General features: G+C 42.7%; 18 protein-coding genes. 8 read left to right on the top strand and 10 right to left on the bottom strand.

Going from position 1 to position 23,021, the window contains the following annotated elements:
- Positions 1–298: 298 nt before the first annotated feature.
- The 4 genes from GSY63_RS06670 to GSY63_RS06655 all read left to right on the top strand — a co-directional run bounded on the left by GSY63_RS06670 (position 299) and on the right by GSY63_RS06655 (position 5,862).
- Positions 299–1,246: a GLPGLI family protein gene (locus tag GSY63_RS06670; RefSeq protein WP_166585012.1), complete on the top strand. Its 948-nt coding sequence runs from the start codon at positions 299–301 to the stop codon at positions 1,244–1,246.
- A gap of 116 nt (positions 1,247–1,362) precedes the next feature.
- A complete protein-coding gene (locus GSY63_RS06665; protein ID WP_166585011.1) occupies positions 1,363–2,307 on the top strand; it encodes a GLPGLI family protein in 945 nt (314 codons plus the stop codon).
- A 22-nt stretch (positions 2,308–2,329) separates the two neighbouring features.
- The gene (locus GSY63_RS06660; RefSeq protein ID WP_166585010.1) at positions 2,330–3,196 is read left to right on the top strand and encodes a GLPGLI family protein; all 867 of its coding nucleotides are present in this window, start codon (positions 2,330–2,332) and stop codon (positions 3,194–3,196) included.
- The gene (locus tag GSY63_RS06655) at positions 3,193–5,862 is read left to right on the top strand and encodes a TonB-dependent receptor (protein WP_166585009.1); all 2,670 of its coding nucleotides are present in this window, start codon (positions 3,193–3,195) and stop codon (positions 5,860–5,862) included. Before GSY63_RS06660 ends, GSY63_RS06655 begins: the two co-directional genes overlap by 4 nt.
- Here the strand turns inward: GSY63_RS06655 and GSY63_RS06650 are convergent.
- The 5 genes from GSY63_RS06650 to GSY63_RS06630 form a co-directional block, all read right to left on the bottom strand.
- A complete protein-coding gene (locus GSY63_RS06650; protein WP_166585008.1) occupies positions 5,852–7,663 on the bottom strand; it encodes a MutS-related protein in 1,812 nt (603 codons plus the stop codon). The two genes, GSY63_RS06655 and GSY63_RS06650, sit on opposite strands and share 11 nt — an antisense overlap.
- A gap of 195 nt (positions 7,664–7,858) precedes the next feature.
- The gene (locus GSY63_RS06645; protein ID WP_166585007.1) at positions 7,859–9,277 is read right to left on the bottom strand and encodes an efflux transporter outer membrane subunit; all 1,419 of its coding nucleotides are present in this window, start codon (positions 9,275–9,277) and stop codon (positions 7,859–7,861) included.
- 45 nt (positions 9,278–9,322) lie between these two features.
- A complete protein-coding gene (locus GSY63_RS06640) occupies positions 9,323–12,535 on the bottom strand; it encodes an efflux RND transporter permease subunit (protein WP_166585006.1) in 3,213 nt (1,070 codons plus the stop codon).
- Between the two features lie 24 nt (positions 12,536–12,559).
- Entirely contained in the window at positions 12,560–13,744 is a 1,185-nt protein-coding gene (locus tag GSY63_RS06635) for an efflux RND transporter periplasmic adaptor subunit (protein WP_166585005.1), read from the bottom strand.
- Between the two features lie 141 nt (positions 13,745–13,885).
- Positions 13,886–14,482, bottom strand: a complete 597-nt coding sequence (locus GSY63_RS06630) for a TetR/AcrR family transcriptional regulator (protein WP_166585004.1) — start codon at positions 14,480–14,482, stop codon at positions 13,886–13,888.
- Between the two features lie 284 nt (positions 14,483–14,766).
- Here GSY63_RS06630 and GSY63_RS06625 point away from each other — a divergent pair, with 284 nt between their 5' ends.
- The 4 genes from GSY63_RS06625 to GSY63_RS06610 all read left to right on the top strand — a co-directional run bounded on the left by GSY63_RS06625 (position 14,767) and on the right by GSY63_RS06610 (position 20,240).
- Positions 14,767–15,675 carry an ABC transporter ATP-binding protein gene (locus tag GSY63_RS06625; protein WP_166585003.1) on the top strand — a complete coding sequence of 303 codons (909 nt, stop codon included), beginning with the start codon at positions 14,767–14,769 and terminating at the stop codon, positions 15,673–15,675.
- A 3-nt stretch (positions 15,676–15,678) separates the two neighbouring features.
- Positions 15,679–16,929 (top strand): ABC transporter permease, encoded by a 1,251-nt coding sequence (locus GSY63_RS06620; protein ID WP_166585002.1) that lies wholly within the window; start codon positions 15,679–15,681, stop codon positions 16,927–16,929.
- A 248-nt stretch (positions 16,930–17,177) separates the two neighbouring features.
- Positions 17,178–18,104, top strand: coding sequence for a Ppx/GppA phosphatase family protein (locus GSY63_RS06615; RefSeq protein WP_166585001.1), 927 nt, complete (start codon positions 17,178–17,180; stop codon positions 18,102–18,104).
- 150 nt (positions 18,105–18,254) lie between these two features.
- The gene (locus GSY63_RS06610) at positions 18,255–20,240 is read left to right on the top strand and encodes a M1 family metallopeptidase (RefSeq protein ID WP_208094477.1); all 1,986 of its coding nucleotides are present in this window, start codon (positions 18,255–18,257) and stop codon (positions 20,238–20,240) included.
- A 77-nt stretch (positions 20,241–20,317) separates the two neighbouring features.
- Here the strand turns inward: GSY63_RS06610 and GSY63_RS06605 are convergent, their stop codons facing one another.
- The 5 genes from GSY63_RS06605 to GSY63_RS06585 all read right to left on the bottom strand — a co-directional run bounded on the left by GSY63_RS06605 (position 20,318) and on the right by GSY63_RS06585 (position 23,003).
- On the bottom strand, positions 20,318–20,899 hold the full coding sequence (locus GSY63_RS06605) for a Maf family protein (protein WP_166585000.1): 582 nt from the start codon (positions 20,897–20,899) through the stop codon (positions 20,318–20,320).
- Positions 20,900–20,995: 96 nt separating this feature from the next.
- Positions 20,996–21,508, bottom strand: a complete 513-nt coding sequence (locus tag GSY63_RS06600; RefSeq protein WP_166584999.1) for a KdsC family phosphatase — start codon at positions 21,506–21,508, stop codon at positions 20,996–20,998.
- A 23-nt stretch (positions 21,509–21,531) separates the two neighbouring features.
- Complete coding sequence (gene iscX / locus GSY63_RS06595; protein WP_166584998.1) at positions 21,532–21,771, bottom strand: Fe-S cluster assembly protein IscX; 240 nt, start codon at positions 21,769–21,771, stop codon at positions 21,532–21,534.
- Between the two features lie 99 nt (positions 21,772–21,870).
- Entirely contained in the window at positions 21,871–22,200 is a 330-nt protein-coding gene (locus tag GSY63_RS06590) for a 2Fe-2S iron-sulfur cluster-binding protein (RefSeq protein WP_166584997.1), read from the bottom strand.
- A gap of 35 nt (positions 22,201–22,235) precedes the next feature.
- A complete protein-coding gene (locus GSY63_RS06585; RefSeq protein WP_166584996.1) occupies positions 22,236–23,003 on the bottom strand; it encodes a Rossmann-like and DUF2520 domain-containing protein in 768 nt (255 codons plus the stop codon).
- Between the last annotated feature and the right edge of the window lie 18 nt (positions 23,004–23,021).

Genomic DNA, 23,021 nt, shown 5'->3' with positions numbered 1-23,021 from the left:
TAAAGCCCATCCGGAACAAACCACTCACACACATCACCTTATTTTTAGCCCGAATAAATGGCTCTCGCTATTGCCGATAAATATAGTTGCTAATGTAACATAATGGCTACCGTAGTACAATTTGTAACGTATATAAATTATACACAGGTATTGATAATGCGTTAATTGATTTGCATTGAACAACCATCAAAACATTGATTATCAAACAACTCTCCTCCTACAGTAATACCATACAAAAATTTGTCGCGAAATAATAAATGACTAAGTTTTTGGTTTAATAGGAAAATTAACCTAAATCATGAAATCATCAACGGCGATTTTACTCGCCTTACTAACACTTTTCAGAACCGCGATAGCGCAAATACCCGATACGGCTAAACTTGTAATTCAGTATCAGTTTATTCATGTGTGCGATACCATGAACAGAGACAAACCCTACACCGAAAATATGATGATGCTCGTCGGTCGCAACGCTAGTGTATACAAAAGCCTGGATCGCAGGCGGAGGCTTGAGATGCTACAGGCAAACCTATTAAAACAGGGGACTGCAGGCGCATATTTTTCAAACGCTACAACTATGTCGTCGAACTCAACAACGGAGTGGTTCTATTATTTAAACGAGCACAAAACCTATCGAAAAGAAGTTGTCTTTAATACTTACCTAATTGAAGAATCTGCTAGTTCTCCCGTATGGAGAATAGCTAAAGATACCTTAAACATTGGAGGTTATAATTGCCAAAAAGCGAGCACCCATTTTAAAGGCCGCGAATATGTAGCCTGGTTCTGCGCCGATCTACCTTTTCATGCTGGCCCATGGAAGCTCAACGGCTTACCTGGATTAATTCTACAAGCCGCCGACTCTAAAAATGAAGTATTATTTAAATTTGACGGCATTTCACCAATTACAGCATCGATGCTAATCCCAGCAAGAAAACCTGCACCAATGCTAACCAGAACGCCGGGTGTAAGTGTAACAACAATTGTGCAGGGCATAGACTATAAAAATCCCGAGTATATTATTATGCTGCCCGAAAAAGGGATTAAAACCACTGAAAAGGAACTTGATCGACTTAAAAAGTTACGTGAAACAGATCCGGAAGAGTTTGTCAGAGCATCGATGATTGCATCCGGAGTACCTTCGCCCCCAGACGCTATGGTACAGTCGCTAGCCAAAATGCATTCAGATGAGACTAGTGCTCTAAAAATTAACAACCCTATTGAGCTATCCGAGAGGAAAAAGAAATAGCAAACACAGACCTTTCGAGCTAAACGAATTTCTTTTAACATTTTTTAACTAATTAATTAGTTGTATATAACTAAACAGTTAGTTATGTTTGATTATTCCTTAACTAATCAAACGTTATGAAACCGAAACATATCATTTTATCAGCTCTGCTACTGGCAGCTAAGGCAACATTTGCACAAAAAGCAGACACCGCCAAACTAATAGTCCACTACCAATTTACCCATGTGCGAGATACCCTGAATAAGGATAAGCCCTATACCGAAAACATGATGCTTTTAGTTGGTGCCAACGCCAGTGTATACAAAAGCCTCGACCGCAAATTGCGTTCGGCCCAAATGCAGGCCGACCTCGCGAAGCAGATGAAAGAAAGTGCCGGTGGACCGCAAAACTTCAACGTAAATATGAAAGGCAATGCCGGCACCACTACAGAGTATTTTTACTTTCTAAACGAACACAAGGCGTTCCGCAAGGAACAGGTGTTTAACAGTTACATTATCGAAGAACCCGCCGTCGCCCCTCAATGGAAAATAAGTAACGACACTTTAACCATTGGTGGCTACCATTGCCAAAAAGCAAGCACTCATTTTAAAGGCCGCGACTATACGGCCTGGTTCTGCGCCGACCTCCCCTTCCATGCAGGCCCCTGGAAACTGAATGGTTTACCGGGATTAATACTGCAAGCCGCTGACACCAAAAACGAGATTGTATTTAAGTTTGACGGAACTGAAACTGTAGACACTACCGTTAAAACCGCAGTTGCAGATGCAGCGCCTATGCCGGGCGTGAAAGTGTTTGTACTTGGCGACGCCAACAACGGCAACGGTAACATCCCAGATTATATGATTGCCCTTCCCGAAAAAGGCATCAGAAGTACCGAAAAAGAACTTGCCCGCTTAAAAGAAATGCGCGACAAAGATCCGCAGGCATTTATTCAGTCGGCAGTGGCGGGTTCTGGCATGGTGGTTCCGGGTGGCCAAGGTCCGGTAATTAAAATTCAGTCGGCGCCCAACTCCGTTAAACCTGTAAATAACAATCCTATAGAACTGGACGAAAAGAAATAATAACCTAAACCATAATCACTTTATGAAATCGCTATTTTATACGGTTATCGCCCTTTTATTGGCCGTCAGTTCTGTTTACGCCCAAAAACCAGAGCCTGCACAGGCTTTGGTTAAGTATCACTTTACGCATATTAGGGATACCACCCAGAGGGAAAAGCCTTACAAAGAGAATTTGGAGTTACTGCTCGGCCGCAACGCCAGCGCCTACATCAGCATTGATGCGCGGTTACAAATAGAGAGGATGAACAATGAGATCAGCCAGCAATTTAAAAATGCTCCCGATCCTAATCATGTCGACCTTACTATATCAGGTATGCGCACAGTTGCCGAGAATGAATACTTTCTGTTTACAGCAGAAAGAAAGATGTTCGTTAAGCAAAAACTGATCAACTTTTACCTGACAGAGGAGCCCCTCCCGGCTTTTAAATGGACAATAACTAATGATACAACAACCATCAATACCCTGCATTGCCAAAAAGCGACGGCACATTTTAAAGGTCGTGATTATGAGGCTTGGTTTTGCGCCGACCTGCCGTTTCATAGCGGGCCATGGAAATTAAATGGATTGCCGGGCCTAATTGTACAAGCCACCGACAGCAAAAAGGAAGTAATATTTGAGTTTGCAGGGATGGAAGATGTTAGCCAGAAAAATCTGACTGTTGCCCTGCCAAATGACGTAATCCGGACTACCGATAAAGAACTTGTTCGCTTAAAGGATCTGCAAAAAACCGACCCAGCGGCATTTAGCAAAATGCCATCTACTAAAAGCTCACGGTCACCAATGGATAATATTGATGTAAGCAAGATCAAGTCAATCAATATCACCAAAAGCGACAACACCTTTAGCCGCACTATTAATAATCCTATCGAATTACCTGAGAAAAAATGAAAGCGATAATCATATCGATCTTATTGTTTTTGTGGGCGCTTCTATCGGCACATACTATCTACGCGCAAACATTGCATGGAACGGTTAAAGATAGCCTGGGCAAGGTGGTATCGTTTGCAGGCGTTAACCTAAAAGCCGGTGGCAATACCATTATCGCCTATACGGTAAGTAATGATAGGGGTATGTACAGCCTCGCTGTACCTGCCGACGCAGACAAAAAGACCCTGATACTTGAAGTGAGTTGCATTGGCTTTACCAAACAAAGCAAACCTGTTACGGATCTTAACACACCCTATAATTTCGCCCTCTCGATGACTAACCATCAACTAAAAACGGTTACCGTCAAAGACAATCGCCCACGCTTACGCACCAGTGGCGACACGTTGAACTACAAGGTATCGGACTTCAGCGGTCCGCAAGACAGGGTGATTGGGGATGTGATTAAAAAGCTGCCAGGTATTGCGGTTGATGCCAACGGCAAGATCAGCTACAACGGCAAGTCTATATCCAATTTCTATATCGGTGGTGATAATTTACTAGATGACAAGTATAACATTGCCACAAGCACCATCCCCAGCGCCGCGGTTGATAAGGTGCAGGTAATGGAAAATCACCAACCGGTAAAGATGCTGCAGAACAAGGTACTGAGCGATGATGTAGCCTTAAATATCACCATAAAAAAAGAAGCCCAATTACAACTGATGGGACAGGCTACCATCGGAGCCGGCTTGCCGGGTAAATACGACGAAAATATTAACGCCATTATGCTGAAGGATAAATACAAGGCGATAAACTATCTGAAGGGCAATAACACTGGCAATGATGTGGCATGGGACCTCACATCGCATAATATGAGTGAGTATAACAGTCGTGTAGACAATAATAAACCTACTACTGAGCTTTCTTTGGGTGCGGCTGGTAACCCTAATCTGCCCACCAGCCGGTATCTATTCAATCAATCGGGCTTACTTAATCTCAACAACCTGGTGAACATTAAAAAAGATGTGCAATTAAAGGCTAATATATCTTACCTGCACGATACCCAAAAGCAGGACTACCAAAAGCTGACACAGACTTACCTACCCGGCGATACTATTACCTATACTGAAGTGCAGAAAAACAAGAAACGCCCAGACCTGCTGCATGCCCAGTTTAATTTGAACATTAACAAAGAAAAGTTTTACCTGAACGATGCTTTGATGGGCGATGTAAATTACAACACCAGTTACTCGGCACTAACTACTAACGGCAACAGCGCTAATCAAAAACTAAAGGATAACCTCCGCGATTTCTCCAACGAGTTAAGTTTTATGCAGACGCTGAAATCGGGCACTATTGTTAACCTCTACTCCTACATTGATCATATTACCGAACCCGAAATTCGCACCATTGAACCGGGGCTAAACGCTAGTATTTTTAACAACAGCCAACCTTATAAACAATTGGTGCAAACCGTTAACGTGCCTACGTGGGCAACTAACAACTATGTGCTATTTACACTACCCGGCGATTTGATCACGCAGAAATACAAGGCGGGTTTTAATATTCAGTCGCAGCAATTAAACTCTTTATTGTATACGGTTCAAAATGATCAAAGCACCCGTCCGGCGCTTGACAGCGCTGCCAACAATCTCGATTGGACCCGTAAAAAATTCTTTGCGGAAGCAGGGTTTGACATCCCTGGTAAAAAGTTAAAGCTTGCTGTTACCGTGCCTGTTACGCTACAGCAAACCAGCTATAAAGAACCGCTTTACCAGCTCGACGAATCGCTTACACGCTTATACGTAAATCCGCAGGTTTCCCTAAAATACTTAACCGGCATTGAAAACTACATCACCCTGAGCTACAATTATCGCAACAACATTGGCGACATAAATAACGTTTACCGGGGGTACATATTAACAAATTATCGCAGTCTGTATGCTAACAATGCCGGACTAACCGAAACCAAAACGCAAAACGCCGGGCTGGGCTTTAATTACCGTAAGGCTATCGATATGTTCTTCTTTGGCATTAACACCATCTACAGCCATACCGATGCCAATAATATTGCCTACAGCAACATTACGCCCAACTTTCAACAGCGAATTGTATTGCCTTATCAAAACTCGACTGATAGCTGGATGATTATGGGTAGCATTAGTAAATATAATTTCGATTTGCATACCACTTTTAGCGGCGGAGCATCATGGCAGTCGAGCCGCTCTAACCAGATCTTTAACGGTGAATTGTTACCTTATCAAAACAAGATCACAACTGTTAACGCAGGCATTGAAACCAAGGTAAGCAGCACCATAAATTTCAGCTACAAGATCAACTTCAGCCATAACGTCAGCCAATCATCGGCTGCACCGGGAAATGCTTTTAACCAGTTACAGCATAACGCGGCCATAACTTATGTACCGATAAGCAGTTTGTATTTCACGCTGTCGGGCGATAACTATTACACCCATCAGCCCAATATGAACGACCTTAATTATTCTTTCGCCGACTTTAACGGCCGTTATCGTTTTACCAAAAGTAAGATCGACATAGAGTTAAACGCACTTAACTTACTAAACACCAAAACATACAGTACAGCATACTTATCGGCTAATACCTATACCAATAGCGTATATAAAATTCCGGGGCGAATGATTGTAGCGAAGGTTACTTTCAATTACTAGCTTCTGTATCTATCCCTATGCGTTTGAGCAATAGCGATGCATTAAAGGTTTTACATTCACCATTCTTAATCTTGTAATCAAACAACATTTCACCATCTACCACCTGAATATCGAAATAGAAGTTACGCACATAATCGGGATATTTTTGTTCCAAATGGGCAATCTGTAAATCGTGGGTGGCAACAAGCCCCACTCCATTCTTGCTGATCAAACGTTCAATCACGGCCTTGGAGCCTAAATATTTATCTACTGAATTGGTACCGCGCAGCATTTCATCAATCAGGAAAAAGATCTTTTCGTCGCTTTCAACTGCGGCTAAAAGCATTTGTAAGCGGTCGAGTTCGGCTTTAAAGGTAGAGGTACTCTCGTTAAGCGAATCTTTGATACGCATATAACTTACCATAGTAATTACGGACACGGCCATACTCTCCGCACAAACAGGCGCACCGCATAAGGCCAGCACGGTATTGATGCCAATGGTTCGTAAAAAAGTACTCTTGCCGGCCATGTTAGAACCCGTAATAATATCGATCTTGTAGGTGTCCTCCAACTCATAATCATTTTTAACCGCGTAGTCGGGATTGATAAGCGGATGCGCGATCTGTTTGGCTGTTATGGAGTAGGCGGCACCATCGACAATAATAGGAAACGCCCATTGCGGGTTGTTAATGTGCATGCTCGATAAGCTGATCAGTGCTTCAAATTCAGCAATAACATCAAAGGCTTTCTCGAGGTTTTGGCGGTTGTTACGCTTCCAGTTTTCAATGGCGATAATCTGGCGAATATCCCAAAGCAGGAACAGGTTAAGGAAGAAACCGATATATGGATTAAGATGATAATTAAGCTTGTTGATCAGATGCGAAAGCTCCTTGATCCTTGCCGAAGTGCCGTCCTTTCCGATAAATGAAGCAAGATTGCTGTTGTAATCGGCATCCCAATCCTCCTGTTCTATCCCCTCAAATGCCGACGCATAGTTGCCCAATATCTTGCCTATTTTACCTGCAATAAGATCAGTTTTGGCAATTGCTTTGGCTCTCGAGAAGATGATACTCATGTTGGTAAGTCCTATCAGCACTGCCAGCATTTTAACCGGATAGTAAAACCAGGTACCAATAATTGCAGCCAATAATAACCAAGGGGCTATTTTAGCATATTTACTTAACCAGTTTTCACCCTTTAAATTGAGCGGAACGTTTAGATACGTAATCAGTTGCTCGAGGTGATTGCCCGGTTCCGCAATGGCGAAGACTAATCTTGCTTGCAGATCCAGTTTCCAGCTGTTTTTGGCGGCTATCTCTTTAACAGCATCCTGCCTATTTAAGATCACATATTTAACTGATGGCTTGCTCAACCAAAAGGCAAGCCTGCTCCTGCCCGCAAATGTAGCTGCCCTATTAAGCATTTGAAACAGGGATAAATGCCCGAAGATGTCCAGATCGGCCGTGTAGAAATGCTTATCGTCGCTAAAGCTGTTGCCGTTATCGTATAAGTTGGCACGGGTGGTTATCCCTGCGATTTCGTTCTCTGTTACTTTAGTAAGATCCTGATAATATTTTTTCTCCTCTTCGAAACCGCTTTGTTTTGATACCAACCAGGCAAAACCCAGGCCGAGGAGTATAAAGGCCACTATTACAATGGCAATATCATTGTAAACCACACCAAAATAAATGCCGACAACGATTAGCCCAAAAATTACCAATCGCAAAAGCGAATACTGGTTGGCCAGCTTTTCGTATCGGGTAAACTGGGTTTTGGCTTCGAGGGCACGCTGTTGGTAGTCGGCGATGATAGTAGGTTCCATATAAATTAGTTGGGGCTAAGTTAACATTTTGTCATTCTGAACGTAGTGAAGAATCTTCTGCGGTATAAAAGCGCGCAAGCATGGTTAAGAAGATTCTTCGCTGGCGCTCTGAATGACAAATTAGGCTTACAAACTAAAAAAGCGCCCTCATAACAGAAGGGCGCTTTTTCTCGATATATCTGGAGTTAATTTTGCTTATTTCCAACCACCGCCTAATGAGCGGTAAAGCTCAGACACAGCATTTAGCTGGTCTCTTTTGATGGTTGCCAGCTCCAGCTCACTTTGCAAAACGTTGCTTTGCGCGGTAATTACCTCCAGGTAATTTGCCAAACCATTTCTAAACAGCAGGTTGGCATTACCGGTGGCTTTTTGCAGCGTACTTACTCTATCAGCAGCGATAGCCTGTTGTGCTTTGAGTTTTTCGATACTCACCAAAGCATTAGACACTTCGCCAACAGCATTTAATACCGACTGGCGGAATTGCAACACTACTTTCTCACGATCAACCTTGGCCACTTTATATTGCGTACTCAGTTGTTTATGGTCAAGCAAAGGTGTTACCACGCTGGCGCCTACTATACCAAATAGCGAAGCAGGTATATTAAACCAGTTGCTGGATTTGAATGAGTTTAAACCTCCGCTCGCAGTAATCCTTAAAGCCGGATACATGTTCGCATTGGTAATACCAACGTTGGCGTTGGCTATATTCAACGCTAACTCTGCGCTGCGCACATCGGGTCTGCGGCTTACTACCGCCGTTGCTACGCCGGTACTGATATTGTCTGGAATAGTGATTTGATCCAAACTTGCAGTTCGTTCAATTTTATCTGGCAAGGCACCTGTTAAAATTCGAAGCGCGTTCTCTTGTATGGTAATGTTCTGCTCTAACTGTGGCACCAAACCTGCAGCAACTAATCGCTGTGCGTCGGCTTGTTGTACCGCTAACGAAGTAACCTGACCAGCGTCATATTGCAGTTTGATAATACGCAAAGTACTGTCGTTCAACCTTACGTTTCTTTTTGCAATGTCCAATTGTGCATCAAGCATCAGCAGGTTATAATATCCTTGTGATACCCCTGCCACAATATTGGTTTGGATCAGCTTTTTAGCCTCGTTAGTTTGCAAGTAACTTGCCAACGCACTTTTTTGCTGATTGCGGATCTTACCCCAAATATCTGCCTCCCAAGAAAGGGAAAGATTAGCAGAGTAATCCTCAATATGATGTGTACCAATGTTGTATTGATTAATACTTAAACCGGTGATACTATTATCAGATGGACGCTGCGAATTAGCTGTTACATTCAGCGCAACTTCGGGAACGTAATTCCATTTCACCTGTTTAAATAATAATTGTGACGACTCGATATTTTTAACCGCGATCTGCACATCATAGTTTCTGATGATAGCACTGTCGATCAGCTTTTGCAAAACAGGTTCGGTAAAAAATTGCCTCCACTGGATATCGGCTATGCTGCTGGTGTCGCCAGTAGTTACCGCCGCTGCGTTACGAAACGTAGCAGGTACCTCTGGTGCTGGTGCTTTGATATCTTTCGATACCGAACAGGCGCTTAATAACACTGCTACTAAGCCAAGCCCGCTTATATATTTTTTCATTTTCTTATTTCTTTATTTGATCAATACTGGGTTGATACCTCATCATTAACCGTTATACTCTTCTTGTAACCTGGCTGGCTGGCCATCAACGTGATTGGTATTTTCACCATCAAGCAATACTGCTACCGGCACACCACTTACTTTCTCTTGCAAAGCCTGGAAAATCACAAACAGAACCGGGATAATGAATAAACCAAGCAATACTCCCGACACCATCCCCCCGGCTGCACCGATACTGATAGAGTGGTTACCCTGCGCAGATGGACCAGTTGCAATACTCATCGGGAATAAACCGAATACGAATGCCATCGAAGTCATGATGATTGGCCTGATACGGAGCCTTGCTGCCTCGATAGCTGCATTGGCTAAACTGAGCCCTGCCTTTCGTTTCTGCACCGCGAACTCGACGATCAGAATGGCGTTCTTAGCTAACAAACCGATGAGCATAATTAAGGCTACCTGTACATAGATGTTGTTTTCTACACCGGTTAAACCTAATACAATAAACACACCGAATATACCTGTAGGGATAGATAAGATTACCGCCAGCGGAAGGATATAACTTTCATACTGCGCTGATAATAAGAAATATACAAACACCAAACACAGCATAAATATCACACCAGACTGTCCGCCTGATGAGATCTCCTCACGTGTTTGACCAGAGAACTCATAAGCAAAACCGGCAGGCAATTGTTCTTTGGCAGTTTCTTCGATAGCTTTAATAGCATCACCCGAGCTATAACCTGGTTTAGGTATAGCGTTTACCTCAATTGAGTTAAACAGGTTATAACGTGAAGCAGTTTCTGAACCGTAAACACGGGTTAGCTTAACCAAAGTGTTGATAGGTACGCTTTCCCCGCTTTTGTTTTTAACAAATACACGGTCGATAGCTGTAGGGTCGGTTCTGTCGGCAATATCAGCCTGAACAACCACACGGTAGTATTTACCAAAGCGGTTAAAGTCTGACGCCTGAGCTGTACCAAAGTAAGCCTGCATGGTTGAGAGGATGTCTTTAACGTTTACACCCAACTGGTTGGCTTTCTCATCATTAACCTCTAATTGCAATTGAGGGTAATCTGCCTTATAAGAAGTAAAGGCGTAAGCAACAGCAGGTTTCTGCATCAGCTTGGCAATAAAGTTATTAGCTATGCCGCTAAATTTATCTAGTCTGCCGTTGGTTTTATCCTGTAGCATTACGTCCAAAGCCTCTACGTTGCTAAAGCCCGGAACAGTTGGGAAACTGAACACGAAGAACGTACCGCCCGGGATGCCGCCTAATTTACCTCTTACAATATTCTGGATGGCATCGATATTTTTAACCGCGCCCCTTTCTTCTGTAGGTTTTAACAAAAGGAATATAACACCCGCAGATGGACTGCTTGATTGTGTAAGGAAGTTGAAACCAGATAAGGCCGTTACAAATCGGGCCGATTCTAAGGTATTCAACTGCGCCTCCGCTTGTTTAAATATCTTATTAGTACCGCTCAATGACGTTCCGGATGGGGTATTAACAGCAATCGCCACGAATCCCTGGTCCTCAGTTGGGATAAAGCCTGTTTTGGTTTTGTTAACCATATAAACAGTAGCCAGCAACACCACCAAAAGGCCGCCCATGCTTAACCATTTATGTTTTACCAAGAATTTCAGGCCACCAACGTATCTATCGGTAACATAGTTAAAGCTGCCGTTAAATCCTGCGTAAAACTTCTCTACAAAACCTTTCTTAGGCGCATCATGGCCACCTTCGGTATGTTTATTTTTTAAGAATAAGGCAGCCAAAGCCGGACTTAAAGTTAAAGCGTTAACAGCCGATATGATGATAGCAATAGCCATGGTTAAGGCAAACTGCCTGTAGAATATACCTGTAGAGCCCGTCATGAAACTAACCGGTAAGAATACCGCTGCCATAACCAATGTAATAGATATAATGGCGCCTGTAATCTCGTGCATGGCTTCTGTGGTTGCCTTTTTAGGTGTGAGGCTCGGGTTGTGCTCCATTTTAGCGTGTACCGCCTCTACTACCACAATGGCATCATCCACAACAATACCTATGGCCAATACCAATGCAAACAAGGTTAACAAGTTAACAGAGAAACCAAACAGGTTCATGAAGAAGAACGTACCGATGATAGCCACCGGAACGGCAATAGCAGGAATTAGGGTTGATCTGAAATCTTGCAGGAATATAAATACCACGATAAATACCAACACGAAAGCCTCTACCAAGGTATGTTCAACCTGGTTAATAGACTCATCTAAGTCGGTTTTGGTACGATAGAACTGATTGTATTTAATGCCGACAGGAAAATCTTTCGACGCTTTTTCCATCAGCTTATCAATAGCAATCTGAATTTCGTTGGCGTTTGAGCCAGATAGCTGGATGATACCGATAACAATACCATCGTGCCCGTTAAGATTACTGTAGCTGTTATAAGAGTAAGCTCCCAGTTCAACACGTGCTACATCTTTCAAGCGTAATACCGAACCATCGGCATTTGCGCGGATAGCAATGTTCTGATATTCTTCGGGTGTGGTAAGCTTCCCTTTGTATTTAATTACATACTCAAATGCTACGTCGCTGCGCTCGCCAAATTTACCGGGAGCAGCCTCTAAGTTCTTATCTTGTATAGCCGCGTTTACTTCGGCAGGTGTAACATTATAAGCTGCCATTTGAGTTGGATTAAGCCAAATGCGCATAGAGTAATCCTTAACCCCACCAAATATTGATGCAGAACCCACACCGGGAATACGTTTAATTTCAGGGATGATATTGATCTGTGCATAGTTGGCCACAAAGGTTTGATCGTATTTCTTCGGATCCTCTGTGTAAATAGCCATAGCTCCAATGAAGCTATTTTGCTGTTTAGTTGTGGTTATACCATACTGCACAACCTCTGCCGGTAACTGGCTGGTAGCTTGCGAAACACGGTTTTGAACGTTTACCGCTGCCTGATCGGGGTCGGTACCTTGTTTAAAATAAACGGTGATACCTAAGGTACCGTCGTTACTGGCGGTGGAAGTCATGTAGGTCATGTTCTCCACACCATTAATTGATTCTTCTAACGAAGGGGTTACCGAACGTAAAATCGTCTCGGCGTTAGCGCCCGGATAAACAGCTGATACCAACACCGCCGGAGGGGCAATATTCGGGAACCGCTCTAAGGGCAGTTTGGTTAAGCCGAGTATACCAACTATCACCAATAAGATGGAGATAACTGTTGAAAGTACCGGCCTTTCTATAAATTTTTGAAACATGACTTTAAAGTTTAAGAGTGTGTATTAGTTTTTTGCTACGGCTGCAACCTTCTCAGGCGCTTTTTCAGGATGTATCACCATACCCTCCTGCAACTTATCAATGCCGCTTAATACGATCTGGTCGCCAACTTTTACACCGTCTTTAACCAAATAATTTTCTCCGTTTTTACCAATAATGGTAATGGCTTGTTTTTTAACCTTGCTGCTATCGCCTACTGTAAATACAAATACTTTATCCTGCATATCAACCGTAGCTGCTTCCGGTACGATCAAAGCATCTTTATGTGCCAGGCTTAAACGTATTTTACCTGTGTTGCCAGAACGCAGCAAACCCTGAGGGTTAGCGAAATTTGCACGCACAGTAATAGCGCCGGTAGTTTTATCAAATTGGCCGTCGATAATATCGATTCTGCCTTGTTTGCTATATACTGTGCCGTCTGCCAGTAGCAGTGATACTGCGGGTAGTCTTTTCAACTTATCAGCCAGGGTTTCGCCTGCGTATTGCTCTTTAAAGGAAACAAAGTCTTTTTCGCCCAAAGAAAAGTAAACGTGCACATCGTGTACATCAGATAAATTGGTTAGGGCTGCAACATCAGTTGGGCCAACCAGGCTTCCTTGTTTCTTTTCTAAACGGCCTATGTAACCGCTTACCGGTGCTTTAATTAGCGTATAACCAAGGTTAATTTGTGCTGTTGATACATTCGCTTTAGCAGACTCGATATTTGCAGTTGCAACACGGTAGCTTGCTTTAGCGGTTTTTAACTGGTAATCTGATACCACCTTGTTTTCTACAAGCGGAGTTAGCTTATCTACCTCCAATTGGGCATTTGCCTGTGCAGCTTCTGCAGCGTGTAAAGCTGCAAGCGCGTTGTTTAAAGCAGCCCGGTAAGGCAATTCATTTATTTTAAATATGGGTTGACCTGCGCTTACAAAAGCACCTTCGTCAACAAATACTCTATCTAATGTGCCGCTAACTTGTGGCCTAACTTCAACATTAACAGTACCTTCTATAGATGCTGGATATTCTTGATAAGTGGTATCTGTGCCACTGGTAACACTTGCTACCGGCAATGATGGCGGCGGCGGAGCCTGCTGCGCCTGTTGCGGGTTACCGCAGCTGGCTATCACGATGCTAAGAAGTGCTATGGCTGTAATTATAACAGCGTTAGAATTCCTATCACTGTTAGTTTTTTGCTTAAATATGTTCATTGTGTGTGATGTTGACATTTTAAAAAGGGTGAAAAAATAGTATGCTATATGTGGTTATAGCAGTAGCCTTGTGTGTATTTAGTTGTTTTCGGTAACGATGTTAATATTTTTAACGCTGTTAAATATTCGTTAAAATTTTTTTTATCTCAGATTTTTAATGAAGCCATTGATGGCATCGTCTAAGACCATTTTATTTAATTCTGTATCTATCACAGAATTTCCATTTATTTTTATTGATATCAGTCCGTGCATTACCGACCAAAATGTGTGGTACTTTAAGCAGGCGCTTGTATTTTTACAACTCTTGTCAATTACGCTCTGGATAGATTCCATTACCGTATCTGCAAATTTCATTTGTTCGGGCAAGCATTGCGAAGATTCGCACTGGGCCATCCCAATGCCAAACATCAGCTGATAATGCTCGGTGTTGTTGAGTGCAAAGTTCCAGTAAGCATCGGCTATCGCTTTTATCTGATCGGCCCCATCTTCATGCTGTTCTTTTGCCTCTATTATTTCGTCAGTTAGTTTTTGAAACCCAGTTTGGGCAAATTCAATTAGGATAGCCTCTTTATTTTCAAAATGATCATAGATAACGGGAACGCTGTACTCAATTGCATCGGCAATTTTCCGGATAGACAAAGATTGCCACCCTTCATTTTTTACCATTTGCCATGCAGCGCAAATAATATCCTTCCTCACTTCATCCTTATGACGCTGTCTGCGTTCTACGATTCCCATTTTGCTTTTACCTAACGGTGTTAGCAAAAGTATCACTGTTTTACATAAAGTTCCAAATTTTTTGAGCTTAAAAGATTTCTTTTTATTTCATATTATACTTTGATGACAAAAGAGTGTCACTTGTACACAGTTATGACGTTTTACGGTGTTTTTACCATAGCCTACTGGTATAATAGTGTATAAAAATCGCAAAATATCACCTGTATAAATACTATATTGCTACCTGTAACAAAGTTTACTACCAATTATCTAATTGAAAACACTCTAATAATAACCAACACCTCATGCTAAGCATTCGCAATATTGTGAAACAATATGCCGGTCATACGGCATTAAGCGATGTAAGTTTAGAAGTAGAAAGCGGCAAAATCTTCGGCCTGCTTGGGCCAAACGGCGCAGGTAAAACTTCTCTTATTCGCATCATTAATCAAATCACCGCTCCCGACTCGGGCGAGGTTATTTTCAACGGCGAGCGCCTTAACCAGTCGCACATCGAACAGATTGGCTATTTGCCAGAAGAACGCGGCCTTTACAAAAAAATGGAGATCGGCGAGCAGATGATCTACCTGGCCCGTTTAAAGGGACTAAGCCGTGATGAAGCCCGCAGGCGTTTAAAATTCTGGTTCGAAAAACTGGGGATGGAAACTTGGTGGAAAATGAAAATAGAAGAGCTATCTAAAGGTATGCAGCAAAAAGCTCAGTTTGTGGCCACCGTTTTGCACGAGCCAAAGCTGATTATATTGGATGAACCATTTAGCGGCTTTGATCCGGTTAATGCAGAGATTATTAAAGAGGAGATTTTAGAGTTAAACCGCCAAGGCGCAACCATCCTCTTCTCTACTCACCGTATGGAAACGGTTGAAGAGCTTTGCGATTCGATAGCACTAATCCATAAATCGCACAAAATATTGGATGGTAAAGTAAAAAACATCCGTAACTCGTATCGTAACGAAACCTATTTGATAGAATACTCCGGCCCTCGTGTAGACTTTGACGAGAGCCAACCATTTACAGTCGATTCTGAAAAAAGCGAAGAAGAGGGAACTTACATTGTCAGAATTAAGCTTAAAGAAGGCTTTAACTCCAACAATGTTCTTCAATACCTTATTCCGCGGGTACGTGTTAATATGCTGCAAGAGGTTATCCCAAGCATGAACGAAATATTTATCGAAAAAGTAAACCTAATTCCTTAAGCCATGCAAAAAGTTTTACTCATTATACAACGCGAGTATTTAACCCGTGTACGTAAAAAATCTTTCATCATCATGATATTTGTGGTGCCCGGGCTTATTTTGGCAATGGGTGGGGTAATTACCCTGGTGAGCAAAAACAGCGATCAGATCAATACCGAGCAAACTGTTAAGGTGGTTGATGAAAGCGGCATCTTTAAAGGCAAATTTCATGATGTTCCGAAAATTAAATTTCAAACATCAACTCAAAGCCTCAAAGAAACCAAAGCCAGTACCAGCGCAGATAGTTTGCTTACCCTATACATCCCGGCCAATTACAGCGCAAAGCCTAACAGCGTACAAATCTTCTCAAAAAAGAAGCCTCCGTTTAAGCTAACAGGCGAGATAGAGAAGCAAATGAACGACATAGCGGTTAACACCAGTTTAATGGAGCACCATATAGATACCGCGTATATGCGCACACTTAAAAGTAACATTTCGCTAAACGCCGTCGAGATTACAGATTCGGGCGATAAAGACGCCAACGTAGGCGCTAACGTGGCCGTAGGTATTGCGTGTGCCATTTTAATTTACATGTCGTTGTTTATTTATGGCGCGCAAGTAATGCGGGGTGTTATTGAAGAAAAAACCAACCGTATTATAGAGGTCATCATTTCTTCTGTTAAGCCATTTCAGTTAATGTTGGGCAAAATTATAGGTGTGGGTTTGGTTGGCTTAACCCAGTTTGCTGCCTGGATTATATTATCTGTTGTATCCACCAAGGTTTTAGGCCAGGCTTTCCATGCGCCTCAGGGTAGTATGATGAGCTTTTTGGCAGTACTGCAAACTATACCGTTTGGCTATATATTAGGCTGCTTTATATTTTACTTTTTATCGGGCTACTTACTTTATAGTGCACTGTTTGCAGCTGTCGGTTCTGCAGTAGACAGCGAGACCGAAACTCAACAGTTTATGTTTCCTATCACCCTGCCCCTGCTATTTACCTATATCTTATCGGTAAGTATTCTGTTTCAGGCACCAGATAGCCCTCTGGCAGTTTGGTTATCCATGATTCCGTTTACCGCTCCGGTAGCTATGATGGTGCGGATACCGTTTCACGTGCCGGGATGGCAACTGGCGATATCTATGAGCTTAATGGTTGTCGGATTTTTAGGCACCACTTATGTAGCAGCCCGCATTTACCGCGTTGGCGTATTAATGTATGGCAAAAAAGCAAGTTTTAAAGAGATCATAAAATGGTTCTTCTATAAAGAATAATCTCGCCTACCACCTGAAGAGGAAGCATTTAAATTATTATACAGACTCTTCAAAAAATCCCACTCGTTAAAATCTTCGCAAATGCAGTGATTTTAACGAGTGGGATTTTTTAATTATCTAAATAGCCATAGCCTCTTTCTCGTATACAAAATATCACATGGTTGTAATGAATATGGAATTGTGCCGATTAGTTTTTACATTTAAAAACAAATCAGCCAATTCTACCTTTAGGGTTAGGAGATAAACCTATGCGAAAACGAGTAGCCGTAATGGACCTCGGCACCAACACGTTTCACCTGTTGATTGTTGAAGGCCATCCAAACGACTTAAAAGAACTACGTCATGACCACGTTGCCGTTAGGCTTGGCGAGGGAGGCATTAATAAGGGACTTATACAGCCCGAAGCCTTTGAGCGTGGTTTAAATACCATGAAGAGTTTTCAGCAATACATTGAATATTTTGATGTAAAGGAAGTTAAAGCCATAGCCACTTCGGCCATGCGGAGCGCTGCTAACGGTAAAGATTTTATGCAGCAGGTAAAGGCCGAAACCGGTATTAATATAGAAACCATTAACGGCGATAACGAAGCCAGCTACATATTTTACGGTGTGAAGGCTTCAGATATATTAGGAGAAAAAAACAGCCTGATACTGGACATTGGCGGCGGCAGCATCGAGTTTATAATAGCCAACGAAAGGCAGATCTTCTGGAAGCAGAGTTACGAAATAGGCGCGGCGCGGCTAATGGACAAATTTCACCAAACCGATCCAATACCCGAAGATGCTGTATCAGCAGTGCATCAGTACCTCGATGAAGTACTCGAAAGCTTTTACACGGCTGCGAAAAAATACCATATTGAAAACCTCGTTGGCTCATCGGGGGCATTTGAAACCTTTGCCGAAATAGCCGAACGAACGAAAGGCAACAACTTCGATCTAAAAACTTTAAAAAGCTATCGTTTTGACAAGCAGGAACTTGTTAAGCTAACCGATAAACTTATTCATTCCAATCATCAGCAACGCCTCGATAACCCTTACATCATACCCGTTCGAGTGGATATGATTGTGGTAGCCTCCATTGTTACCCGCCATCTTATGAAAAAGCTCAAGATCAATAGCATTTGCATGTCGGCTTACTCACTTAAAGAGGGCGTATTGGCCGAGATGCTGAGTTAAATCCGGCACTTCATTTTCGATCAAATCATAATAAAAACTCATATTGTGACATTTATTTGCCCAATCTCTGCCGATTTTTGATTGATCTTTGCAGTTTTTTACATAAATGTTAAAAACGTTTGTATATTGGGGCTTCTTTTTTCTCTACCTATGAAATTTGCACCGACCCTTTGCTACGGCTTCATGCTGCTTGCTATTTCTGTCAATGCTCAGAAACGACGCACTAGCGCTGCTGACACCGTTACATCTAATTATTACGCCCCCGATCTATTTGCGCCGATGTTTCATAAGCAAACAGGCAACACAGTGCATTCGCCAAACGGCAATCCAGGCCCTAAATACTGGCAAAACCGCGCAGATTATACATTAAAAGCAAATATCGATACCACAACCAAAATACTTAGTGCTACCGAAAATATCACCTACACCAATAATAGTCCAGACGAATTAAACTATCTATGGCTACAGCTTGATCAAAATACTTATCGTTCTGACGCCCGCTCAAACCATGTCACCGCGTATAGTTCGCCAAAACATACAGATGGGTATCAGTTTTCGTCAGTACAAATAATGGTAAACGGTAAGCCGGAAAAAGTAAACTATACGGTTACTGATACCAGGATGCAGTTGAGGCTTGGCAAAGCTTTGGCTGGCAATGGTGCTAAAATTAGTATTCTGATAACCTATAAATATACCATCCCCGGTACCTTCGGTAATCGCACAGATTACAGCGACACCAAAAATGGAAAGATTTACGAAATAGCACAGTGGTATCCACGCATGTGTGTTTATGACGATTCGCAAGGCTGGGACACGCTGCCCTTTTTAGGTGCTGGCGAATTTTACTGCGAGTACGGCGATTTTGATTATGAAGTTACTGTTCCCGGCAATATGATCGTAGCCGGATCGGGCGAATTAGTAAACCCTGCTGATGTTTTGACGCCAACTCAAATCAGCCGTTTAAATGCGGCCCGCAACAGCGACAAAACCGTAATGATACGCTCGGCAGCCGAGGTTACCGACAAATCATCGCGCCCGGCTAAACCTACCCTTACCTGGCATTTTAAAATGGCCAACACCCGCGACGTTGCTTTCGGAGCATCTGCGGCCTATGTGTGGGATGCCGCACGCGTTAATTTGCCCGATGGCAAAAAATCGCTTGCCATGTCTGTTTATCCCGTTGAAAGCGTGGGTGTTGACAAATGGGATCGCGCAACTGAGTATCTCAAAAAATCAATCGAATACTTTTCGCAAAAATGGTTTGTATACCCCTACCCGGTGGCTATTAATGAGGCCGGCGTAGCCGGTGGTATGGAGTATCCCGGTATCGTATTCGACGGTATTACCGATAGTGGCAAAGACCTATTTTGGATCACGGCACACGAAATTGGGCACAACTGGTTCCCGATGATTGTAGGATCTGACGAGCGCCGTTTTGGTTGGATGGACGAAGGCTTTAACACATTTATCGATGTTTACGCATCTGACGTGGTGAATCATGGCGAATTTGGCCCTAAACGCGATGGCGAATATGCACCAAACGGTGGCAACCCTGCCGATGAAGTTGCAGCCATTATTAATGACCCGGATGCTCCGGTTATTATGACCAACGCAGATGCCGTACCCGAAAAGTACCGTCACCCTATTGTTTATTTTAAACCTGCGTTTGGTTTAATATTATTACGCGAGCAGATATTAGGTAAAGATCGTTTTGACTATGCCTTTAAAAATTACATACAACAGTGGGCCTATAAACACCCACAACCCGAAGATTTTTTCCGCTCGATGGAAAACGGTGCGGGTGAAGATCTTGCCTGGTTCTGGCGCGGCTGGTACTTTAACAATTACAAGCTGGATGTTGCCCTTATAGATGCGCAATATGCCGACAGGGAAACTAAAAAAGGCCTTAAAATAACCATCGCTAATAAAGAGCAAATGGCCATGCCTTTAACCGTTGAAGTAACCTACAAAAATGGCGGACAAGCCCGCATGCAGCTCCCGGTAGAAACATGGCTTCAAAATCGCGTACACGTGTTAACTATTCCTACTACCCGCGAGGTAAACTACGTAAGATTAGATCCGGATGCAGCTTTGCCAGATGCTAATAGGGCTAATAACACTTTTAAAATTAAATAATGCTTATTGGAAGAAACGATATAAAAGAGAAGGCCGGGTTAACTAACCCGGCCTTCTCTTTTATATTTTGATTGGTATTATTTGATGACTCTTAATAATTGCTGATAGAGCTTTTCTGTAGGTAAACCTACCACATTGGTGTAAGAACCGTTGATCTTCTCAATACCCGTTAAACCAATCCATTCCTGAATCCCGTAGGCACCGGCTTTATCGAGCGGCTTATAGGTTTCCACATAAGTTCGGATCTCAGCATCCGTAAGCTTACGGAAGAACACTTCAGATACGTCAAAAAACTTGTTGTATTGGTGTTTATACAAAATACAGACCCCTGTTATCACCTTGTGCACCCGTCCGGAAAGCAGTTGCAGCATTTCGATAGCATGTTCGATAGACTCGGGTTTGCCCAATATCTGATTATCTATACATACAATGGTGTCGGCAGTTAATACAATTTCGTCGCCAACAGTTTCGTCATAAGCCTTAGCCTTTTTTTCGGCTATGTAAACTGCTACTTCCTCGGGGCTGAGATGATCGGGGTACGATTCATCCACTTCTTTCAGAACCACTTTAAAGTCGGCATCCATCAAACGCAGCAGATCCTGCCTGCGGGGCGATTTAGAAGCTAATATAATTGGGGGAAGATTGTGTATGCTTTTCATCGTTATTTAGTTCATGGTTCATAGATGACAGCTCATAGTAAGCGCCTAAAAAAAGTTCCGGCTATGGACTATGAACCAATTACTATGCGCTATTTTCTACCAGCTATAAGCCTGTTCGCCCATCCAGCGTTGTTGAATTTTGAGCACCTTTTCTATAATATCGCGAACGCAGCCCCTGCCGCCCGGGTATGCCGAAATATAGGTACTAACCGCTTTAATTTCTTCGGCAGCATCTGCAGGGCAAACTGGTAAGCCAACTAACTTCATCACTTCCAAATCGGGTATATCATCGCCCATGTATAATACATTTTGGGGGTTAATACCTTTTTCTTCGATGTAGCTTTTAAAGTTTAGCGTTTTGGTATGCGCGCCAATATGCACATCCTGCACACCCAGGCTGTTTAAACGGTGCAAAGCAATTTTAGAACGGCTGCCCGATATTGCACAAACATTATAACCGCATTTTACAGCAAGCTGAATAGCATAACCATCTTTGATATTAAACTGACGCCCCTGCTCGCCCGAGTCTGTTACATAAACAGAACCGTCGGTAAGTACACCGTCAACGTCGAAAATAAAGGTGGTTATGTCTTTAAGTTTTTCCAGCATTGTATTAGTAAGCTAAGCGTGTATTATTGGTTATCACGCCATTCGTAAACCCAGGCGCTTTGAATTTGCTCCAGGTGGCCTTCCGCACTTTCTTCGCGGGTGCCTTTAAAGTTAGGGATCGATAATACCCATTCTAACAGGTCGGTAAACCTGATGCGGTAGATTTTCGATTCGTCAAAATCATCGCCAAACTTTTCGTAAAGTCCCATGGCAATATCTTCATAATCATTCCAGTGTATCGGAAGAGCAAATTTATCTTGCATATTTTTTAGGTTATACGTTTAACGTTGTACGTTTTACGTAAATGTATTTAGTAAATTGAAAATCGGAAACATATAACGTTAAACGTCACACGTCTACCATTAATGGCCCAGAAATTGTGATTGATCCGGCAGGGTAACTTCGATATCGCCGTCTATCACACACTGGCAACCCAGGCGAGAGTTGATACGCGGGTTAACGGCACGGTCAATAAAATCTTCTTCTTTATCAGATATTTCCTGCACATTGTCCATTCCCTTGTTTACATATATATGGCAGGTACTGCAACCGCAAACACCACCACAATTATGCTGAAGCTCAATACCGTTCTCCAGGCAAACATCCAAAACCGATTCTCCTTCGGCTATTGGCAGCACCACAGATTCATGGTCCTTTTCTTCAAAATTTATTTTAATGTTATAAACATTCATCGGGGCAAAAGTAACAAAATTACTCAGGCTGAAGTTCAGTTTTTAACCATTTTCGTCACCCCTTCGCTGAGTAATTGGTAAAGCTTTTGTAAAAAAACATCATTATCCAATAATTGCAGGTGCGCGGCCATGGTTTGCTGGTCGTTACGCACGGCAGGTCCGGTCTGTACCGAAGCAGGGAAACGATGTTGCACCTTCTCGGCCGTTTCCATAATTAACGGCCTTAACAGATTAAAATCAAGCTGATGCTCGGCCAATAAATTTTGCGCCACATGATAAAGGTAATTAGGAAAGTTACAGGCAAATACAGCCGAAAGGTGCAGTATCTTACGTTGCTCACTGTCAACACGATATATGTTATTGCTGATGGTTTGTCCTAATTCAACTAATTGTGAGGTAATTACTTCGGTGGCTCCTTCTATACACAACGGCACAGATCGAAAATCAAGTTCCTTATCCTTGCTAAAGGTTTGTAGCGGGTAAAATACGCCGGCAAGCGGTGTTACACTTTTTAATACATCCAGAGATGTCGCGCCCGAGGTATGAACAATAAATTTGCCGTGTACAGCTAATTGCCTGGCAATGCCCTCAATAGCATCATCCTTAACCGCTATAATATACAGATCGGTTTCGGCGTTTATTGTGCTTATGTCGTCAGTCGGCTCGGCGCTAACATGGTAGGCTAACAGCGATGCATGCCCGATATTGGGGCTATACACCTGCATAATACGGTGACCGGCATTTTTTAAAGCAGCAGACAAATGTGTACTTACATTGCCAGATCCGATCATGGTTATTCGCATAGTTATTTTTTCAAGTTT

Origin of the sequence: Mucilaginibacter agri, from assembly GCF_009928685.1 — a bacterium.
In the GTDB taxonomy this organism is placed as follows: domain Bacteria; phylum Bacteroidota; class Bacteroidia; order Sphingobacteriales; family Sphingobacteriaceae; genus Mucilaginibacter; species Mucilaginibacter agri.
Note: the sequence above shows the minus strand (reverse complement) of the source record. Positions and strands in the feature narration are given on the sequence as shown.